Origin of the sequence: uncultured Stenotrophomonas sp., assembly GCF_963519925.1 — a bacterium.
GTDB classification, from domain to species: domain Bacteria; phylum Pseudomonadota; class Gammaproteobacteria; order Xanthomonadales; family Xanthomonadaceae; genus Stenotrophomonas; species Stenotrophomonas maltophilia_AE.
This window is the reverse complement of sequence record NZ_CAUQPH010000043.1, coordinates 22,313-28,558: the sequence shown is the minus strand read 5'-3', so window position 1 is coordinate 28,558 and position 6,246 is coordinate 22,313. Positions and strand designations below refer to the sequence as shown.

Here is a 6,246-nt window from a genome sequence, read left to right as displayed (position 1 = left end):
ACCCGACCAGCGCCAGCGACTACGCGTTCCGCGCCGCGCACCCGGCCCTGGCCGGGCCGCTGCCACGCTTCACCGACGACCGGCTGGGCGACTGCCTGGACTGCGCCGCGTGTGTGCACGCGTGCCCGATGCAGCTCGACGTTCGCAACGGCCCGCTGCCGGACTGCATCGCCTGCGGCAACTGCGTCGACGCCTGCGATGCGCAGATGCGCGCATGGCGCTTTCCCGTCGGCCTGATCCGCGTCGCCAGCGCAAACACCATGCAGTGCCGGCCGAGGCGCTGGCTGCGCCCGCGCGTCCTGGCCGCACTGGGCGGCCTGGTCATGCTGCTGGCAATGGGCGTGCGGCAGCTGTAGTCGATGCCCCTGCGGCGTGCCATCGTCGCCGATGGCGCCGTTTCCCCAACCGGTTTCAGCGCAGCCGCGTGCTCGGCGGCGGCACCATCTGCGCGCGCCGGACGATGCCGAGCTGTTCAATGATCAGGGCCAGTTCGTTGGTCACCTGGGTACGGCTGCGCCCCTGCGGCACCAGGCGCTCCAGCACCTGCTGATAGGTGGTCCAGAATTCCGGCCCGCACCCGTGCTTGCTGTAACTGGCCTCCAGCTCGGTGCGCACACCATTGGCCAGGTCATTCGCGCCGTATTGCATACGACCTCCCTTGGACCCGCTCTGTCGAGAAGAGCAATTCCCCCTGCCAGGCTTGCGCCTGCCGCCCCGCTGCTGGGTGGCAACGGAACTTCACCCACGTTTCACCCCACCCTTTCACGCTCTTCGCGCGAAGTCAACCAGTGACGCATCGGGCGTCACTGGTGAACTTAATCGTTCAGGCAGGGACGGCGGCTGGCCGGCTGGTCGCGGCCACTACCGTCGCAGTGCGTGGTGACAGCCTGATGTCAGCTGCCCATCCGCAGGATGCCGTAGGCGGTAATGGCCACGCCTGCCCCCAGGACCATCCAGGCTACGCCGTTGAAACGCTTGAACACCTTGGCCAGGCCGAACGAGAGGGCGATGGCCGCCACCCCGAAGCCCAGCATGACCGCGCCGCTGACGTTGCTGGGCGAATCCCAGAACGAACCGGGCACCCCGGCAGCAGCAATCCACATGGCCAGATCCATCGAACACCTCGGTAAGGAACGATCCTGCACAGTAGGCAGCCGCTCGTACGGGCCGGGTGAAGGACCTGCGGGGCGACGGAAACGAAAAACCCCGCCGAAGCGGGGTTTTTCGAACTGCTGGAGGCCTGGGTCGGAATCGAACCGGCGTACACGGATTTGCAATCCGTTGCATGACCACTCTGCCACCAGGCCGGTGACCTTACAGAACAAGACCCCGCATGCGGGGCCCGATTCGAATCTGGAGCGGGAAACGAGACTCGAACTCGCGACCTCAACCTTGGCAAGGTTGCGCTCTACCAACTGAGCTATTCCCGCAAAATCAGGCGCATATATTACCGGAACCGCAGGTAATACGCCAGCGCTGCGACACATGATTGGAGCGGGAAACGAGACAGGCACTAGGGCGCTAAATCCTTGTTTCCCAATCACATTCTTCGCCGCCGTGAGCAGCGAAGGCCTGAATTATAGCCTTGTTCTTCGCCCTCGGCAACAAAACTCATCCAACAACTTCCATCAGCGTCCAAGGACTGCCATTTCATCCCCTGACAACCGACGCAGAATACACGGCTACCAGAGGCCCGCCCCTGCAACGCCGCTCGACACTCAGGTCTCCTTGCGTCAGGAATGGCATCAGCATCGAACGTTGAGACCGCGCTTGGTTTGATGCCGTGCGCACCACAGCCCAAGGCTGTTCGTGATGAAGGCCAAGCGGCGAGCAAGGAAAGATGGGGCGCATGTTCACATCACCTGGTCAGCTGGCGACCGTGTGGGAGCGGCGCGCAACAGCCTCAAACTGGCCACAGCCCAGGATCGCTGGATGCTATGTCGATATATCAGGATGCCAGAACAAGCATCACACGCGCGGTTTTCTCTGCGTCCCTCTGGACGTTGAGCAACGACTGCGCCCCAGCGCGACTTGTGAAACCGTAGGGATATCAGACCATAGCGAATCGGTCTTGATACGCCTGACGCACCCCATGACGCTGGCACCGTGAGCGCCATTGTCGAGCGTGCTTCTTCCTTGTTACTCGACGGGCCGGCAACTGGTCGATTCTTGCACATTGAGCAAGAGAGGGCCACCTGTGGCGGATGCCATGATCTCGTCCGCCCACGTTCCGGGGCATTCGTCCCTGGCATCCGCCACAGGCATAACGACACAACAGCCCTTGGCAGGGCGAGAAAGGAGCCGGTGATGTAGCGCTTCCGAAAGGAGACGAAAACATGCACAAGGAGCCACCATTATCAAAGGTGTTCTATCGTCCCATCGAAGCTGCCATACGGTGGGCTGGGTTGTTGCGGTACAAGGCGTCGATCCTCGCCTCGATCGCATCACCGCGGTGCCTGCCGCAGACATTGGACTGCCCGCGATGGAACGAGTGTCGGCTGTACTCGGAACGCATCTACGACGGCATCCTCAACTCGGAACTGCCCTTTGGCAAGAACGGGATCACGCTCAATGACCCAGAGTTGGTGAGTTCACCCGATCTGACCATCCGCCACGTCGATCTGAAACGCTGGATGCGCACTCACTATCCTGAGCATCGACCCGGATTCCTGTTCAGCCGCAGCGAGCGCATGGCGCATCCCTCCATCACCCTGGAAACAGGACAGGCAATCCTGCTGGAACGGCAGGCTCTGCAGGCCGCGCTGGACCATAGCCGGCGTGAGATGCGCAAACTTCAAGCGCAACACGAAGCCTTGCTCAAGCAGTCCGCGGTGCTGTTGGCATCCAAGCAGTGCGCGATCAGTGATCGAGCGGAGACCACGTACCTGAACATCATCGGTGGCATGCTGACGCTGATGCTGGGTCAATCCCCATCGGGTGTGCCGTACTCCAGCTTCAAGACGCAGGAGGCAATCGTCACCGCATTGCTCGCCCACTATGGCGGCACCATGGGCATCACGGAGCGAACCTTGAACGGCAAGTTCGCCAACGCCAGGAAGAATGTGCGTAGCGCAGCCGCGTGAATTCTTCCATCTTGTATGTGCAGTCTCGGAGATTGCATTTGCAATGTCTTTTTGCAGCCATGTCTATTGAATAGAGGTCACGCCAACAAACGCCACTGAGCGTTCAGGAGTGACCGCCATGTCGCAAGTACCTGTACTGCCACCGCACGAGCGCCGCATCCTGCGGCTCGATGAAGTTGAAGCGAAGTCCGGCTTCAAACGCGCCCACATCTACAACCTGATGAAGAAGCGCCAGTTTCCACAGGCGTTGCGCCTTGGCGTGCGCGCGGTGGGCTGGGATTCGGTCGAGATCGATCAGTGGATCGCCGAACGCCTTAACAACCGCACCTGACTCGCTCCCCCTCGGACTTCCCATCGCCAAACGGAGAGCGCCATGCAGGTCGTATCCATCATTTCAACGAAAGGTGGCGTCGGCAAGACGACCACGGCCGCCAACCTCGGCGGGCTCGCCGCGGACGCGGGGCTGCGCGTGCTGCTGCTCGATCTCGACGTGCAGCCCACCTTGTCCTCCTACTACGATCTGGCTCACCGCGCGCCCGGCGGCATCTATGAGCTGCTGGCGTTCAACGAGCGCGGTCTCGACCAGCTCGTGTCCCGCACCATCATCGCGGGCCTGGACCTGGTGCTCTCGAACGACCACCGGGGTGAACTGAACACCTTGCTGCTGCACGCGCCAGACGGGCGCCTGCGGTTGCGCCACCTGCTGCCGGCGCTGGCGCCGCTCTATGACCTGGTGCTAATCGACACCCAAGGCGCGCGCTCGGTGCTGTTGGAGATGGCGGTGCTCGCCTCCGGCCTGGCGCTGTCACCCGTGACCCCGGAAATCCTTGCGGCCCGCGAACTGCGGCGCGGCACCATGCAGTTGCTGGAGGACATCGCGCCGTATCGGCACCTTGGCATCGAACCGCCACCGCTGCACCTACTCATCAATCGTGTCCACCCCGTGTCCGCCAACGCACGCATGATCCAGCAGGCGCTGCACGACCTATTTCAGGATCACACGGGCATCCGCGTGCTGGGCACCGACGTGCCGGCCATCGAAGCCTATCCGCGCGCTGCAACCCGCGGCATGCCGGTGCATCGCGTCGAGTATCGACAGCCACCAGGCAGAGTTGCGCCCGCTGCGCTCGACACCATGCGCACGCTCGCCGGCGAACTGTTCCCGCAGTGGCAAGACAGATTCGCCCGCGTGTCCGGCCGTCCTCCACGTTCTATTGAAACCGGGAGGTCCCGTGGCGAGCGCACATGAACTGTCCCGTGGCCACAAGCGACTGCGCGCCCTGATCGAGTTTGCGGTGAGCGAAGGCTGGCACGTCAAACGTACTCGGGGTGGACACCTCAAATTCACCAAGACCGGCTGCGCCGCCATCTACACCAGCTCGACAGCGAGCGATTACCGGGCAGACCTCAATGCCCGTGCGCAGATCCGCCGAGCCGAGCGCGAGGCCCGCATGGCCCGGCCCGCCAACGCCGAGGGATGCGGCCATGGCTGAGATGACCTCCCAGGACATGGCCGGCAAGCTGCTTGCCGCCGGGTTCGAGCGCAGTGGGCCATCGGCCACGGCTTTGAGTGACCCCATCGCCGACACGCCGATGGTCGTGACGCTGGACCAGTTGCGGCCCTACGACCACGATCCCCGCAAAAAGCGCAACTCGGCCTACGATGAAATCAAGGCCTCCATCCGCGAGCGCGGCCTGGATGCGGCGCCAGCCATCACACGCCGTCCTGGCGAGGCGCACTACATCATCCGCAACGGCGGCAACACCAGGCTGGCGATCCTGCGCGAACTCTGGACAGAAACGAAGGACGAGCGCTTCTTCCGCATATCGTGCCTGTTCCGGCCGTGGCCTGCGCGCGGGGAGATCGTCGCGCTGACCGGGCACCTCGCCGAGAACGAACTGCGTGGCGGCTTGACGTTCATCGAGCGCGCCCTCGGCGTCGAGAAGGCGCGCGAGTTCTATGAAGCGGAAAGCAGCACGACCTTGAGCCAGTCCGAGCTGGCCCGTCGCTTGGGCGCCGACGGCTTCCCCGTGCAGCAGTCACACATCAGCCGCATGGCCGATGCGGTGCGCTACCTGCTGCCTGCGATCCCGACCGTGCTGTATGGTGGCCTCGGTCGCCACCAGGTCGAGCGGCTGTCGGTCATGCGCAAGGCCAGTGAGCGCACGTGGGAGCACTATGCCAAGGGCCGCTCCCTGCCGCTCGACTTCGACAGTTTCTTCCAAGAAGTGCTGTCGCAGTTCGATACCCAGGCCGACGAGTTCTCGCCGCAGCGTGTGCAGGACGAGTTGATCGGTCAGATGTCCGAGCTGCTGGGCATCGACTACGACGTGCTTGCCCTGGACCTGACCGAATCCGAGAGCCGCCACCGCGCCCTGGTCAGCGACCCAACCCCGCCATCGGCGCCGCCGGCATTGCCTGAGCCTGGGGCCATCGCACGGCCGCCGATTGAACCGGCACCGTCCCCCGCCACAGCAGCACATTCTGCAGGCCACTCTGCCGCCGCGCCGACAAGGCCCCAGGACGATGCGGCCCCGCGTGAGGCATCCGCAGCCACCCCTGCGGCAGCGGCTGGCGATCTACTTGACGAGCACATCGTCTCTCCGGCACCCACGACGCAGCGGCTCCAGTCCATCCAGCGCATGGTCGCCGACCAGTTGGGCGATGCGCTTCCGCCCGACTTCTCGGCCAACGTGCTGCAGTCGATTCCCGTGCAGGCCGGTGGCCTCTATCCCATCTCGGACATCTGGCATATCGACCCAGGTCTCGACGCACCCGGCCGCCTGCGCGTCCACATCGCGCAGTTCGCGCGCGAGATCGCGGGCGAGGTCGACCTGGACGCGTGTGTCGAGGATCGTTCAGATGGCATCGGGTTCGCGTGTCGTGCCCCGACCCAGGTTTCGTCGCCGCTCGCACGTGCCGTGCTCGCGCTGCTGGTTTCCCTGGCCGGTCAGCAGTCGGCCGACGTGGGCTTGGACGGCGGGCACTTCGTCACCGACCTGCCAGCGCTGTTGCACGGCCAAGGCCAACGTCATGCCGACGGGGCCCGGCGATTGAGCGACACCGCGCTGGTCAAGCTGTTTCGTCTGCTGCGGCTGGCCCGGCGCCTGCTGGATCTGGAAGCCGGCGCTCTCGGTCCTGGGACCTGAGCGAGGGAGGCCC

Annotated in this window: 8 protein-coding genes and 2 tRNA genes; 6 read left to right on the top strand and 4 right to left on the bottom strand. The window is 64.2% G+C overall.

Annotation, left to right across the window (positions count from 1 at the left end):
* Positions 1-356, top strand: a 356-nt coding sequence (locus tag RWO33_RS10115) for a 4Fe-4S dicluster domain-containing protein (RefSeq protein ID WP_314104718.1), incomplete at its 5' end; no start/stop codon positions are given.
* Positions 357-411: 55 nt separating this feature from the next.
* On the opposite strand, the gene RWO33_RS10110 is transcribed toward RWO33_RS10115, so the two are convergent.
* The 4 genes from RWO33_RS10110 to RWO33_RS10095 all read right to left on the bottom strand — a co-directional run bounded on the left by RWO33_RS10110 (position 412) and on the right by RWO33_RS10095 (position 1,430).
* Positions 412-648: a hypothetical protein gene (locus RWO33_RS10110; protein ID WP_145478038.1), complete on the bottom strand. Its 237-nt coding sequence runs from the start codon at positions 646-648 to the stop codon at positions 412-414.
* 245 nt (positions 649-893) lie between these two features.
* A complete protein-coding gene (locus tag RWO33_RS10105) occupies positions 894-1,103 on the bottom strand; it encodes a hypothetical protein (RefSeq protein ID WP_145478039.1) in 210 nt (69 codons plus the stop codon).
* 130 nt (positions 1,104-1,233) lie between these two features.
* Positions 1,234-1,307, bottom strand: a tRNA-Cys gene (locus RWO33_RS10100).
* A gap of 47 nt (positions 1,308-1,354) precedes the next feature.
* Positions 1,355-1,430 (bottom strand) — tRNA-Gly (locus tag RWO33_RS10095).
* 906 nt (positions 1,431-2,336) lie between these two features.
* Between RWO33_RS10095 and RWO33_RS10090 the strand changes: the two genes are divergently transcribed.
* The 5 genes from RWO33_RS10090 to RWO33_RS10070 all read left to right on the top strand — a co-directional run bounded on the left by RWO33_RS10090 (position 2,337) and on the right by RWO33_RS10070 (position 6,233).
* Positions 2,337-3,083 carry a hypothetical protein gene (locus RWO33_RS10090; protein WP_012112309.1) on the top strand — a complete coding sequence of 249 codons (747 nt, stop codon included), beginning with the start codon at positions 2,337-2,339 and terminating at the stop codon, positions 3,081-3,083.
* 118 nt (positions 3,084-3,201) lie between these two features.
* Positions 3,202-3,414, top strand: a complete 213-nt coding sequence (locus RWO33_RS10085; protein ID WP_012112310.1) for an AlpA family transcriptional regulator — start codon at positions 3,202-3,204, stop codon at positions 3,412-3,414.
* Between the two features lie 42 nt (positions 3,415-3,456).
* Complete coding sequence (locus tag RWO33_RS10080) at positions 3,457-4,332, top strand: ParA family protein (protein ID WP_012112311.1); 876 nt, start codon at positions 3,457-3,459, stop codon at positions 4,330-4,332.
* Positions 4,316-4,576 carry a hypothetical protein gene (locus RWO33_RS10075; RefSeq protein WP_012112312.1) on the top strand — a complete coding sequence of 87 codons (261 nt, stop codon included), beginning with the start codon at positions 4,316-4,318 and terminating at the stop codon, positions 4,574-4,576. Before RWO33_RS10080 ends, RWO33_RS10075 begins: the two co-directional genes overlap by 17 nt.
* Entirely contained in the window at positions 4,569-6,233 is a 1,665-nt protein-coding gene (locus RWO33_RS10070) for a ParB family protein (RefSeq protein ID WP_012112313.1), read from the top strand. The genes RWO33_RS10075 and RWO33_RS10070 overlap by 8 nt, the downstream gene beginning before the upstream one ends.
* Positions 6,234-6,246: the final 13 nt, after the last annotated feature.

Coding starts and splice junctions, on each gene's coding strand:
- RWO33_RS10110 (WP_145478038.1), bottom strand. CDS start 648: ATGCAATACGGCGCGAATGACCTGGCCAATGGTGTGCGCACCGAGCTG.
- RWO33_RS10105 (WP_145478039.1), bottom strand. CDS start 1,103: ATGTGGATTGCTGCTGCCGGGGTGCCCGGTTCGTTCTGGGATTCGCCC.
- RWO33_RS10090 (WP_012112309.1), top strand. CDS start 2,337: ATGCACAAGGAGCCACCATTATCAAAGGTGTTCTATCGTCCCATCGAA.
- RWO33_RS10085 (WP_012112310.1), top strand. CDS start 3,202: ATGTCGCAAGTACCTGTACTGCCACCGCACGAGCGCCGCATCCTGCGG.
- RWO33_RS10080 (WP_012112311.1), top strand. CDS start 3,457: ATGCAGGTCGTATCCATCATTTCAACGAAAGGTGGCGTCGGCAAGACG.
- RWO33_RS10070 (WP_012112313.1), top strand. CDS start 4,569: ATGGCTGAGATGACCTCCCAGGACATGGCCGGCAAGCTGCTTGCCGCC.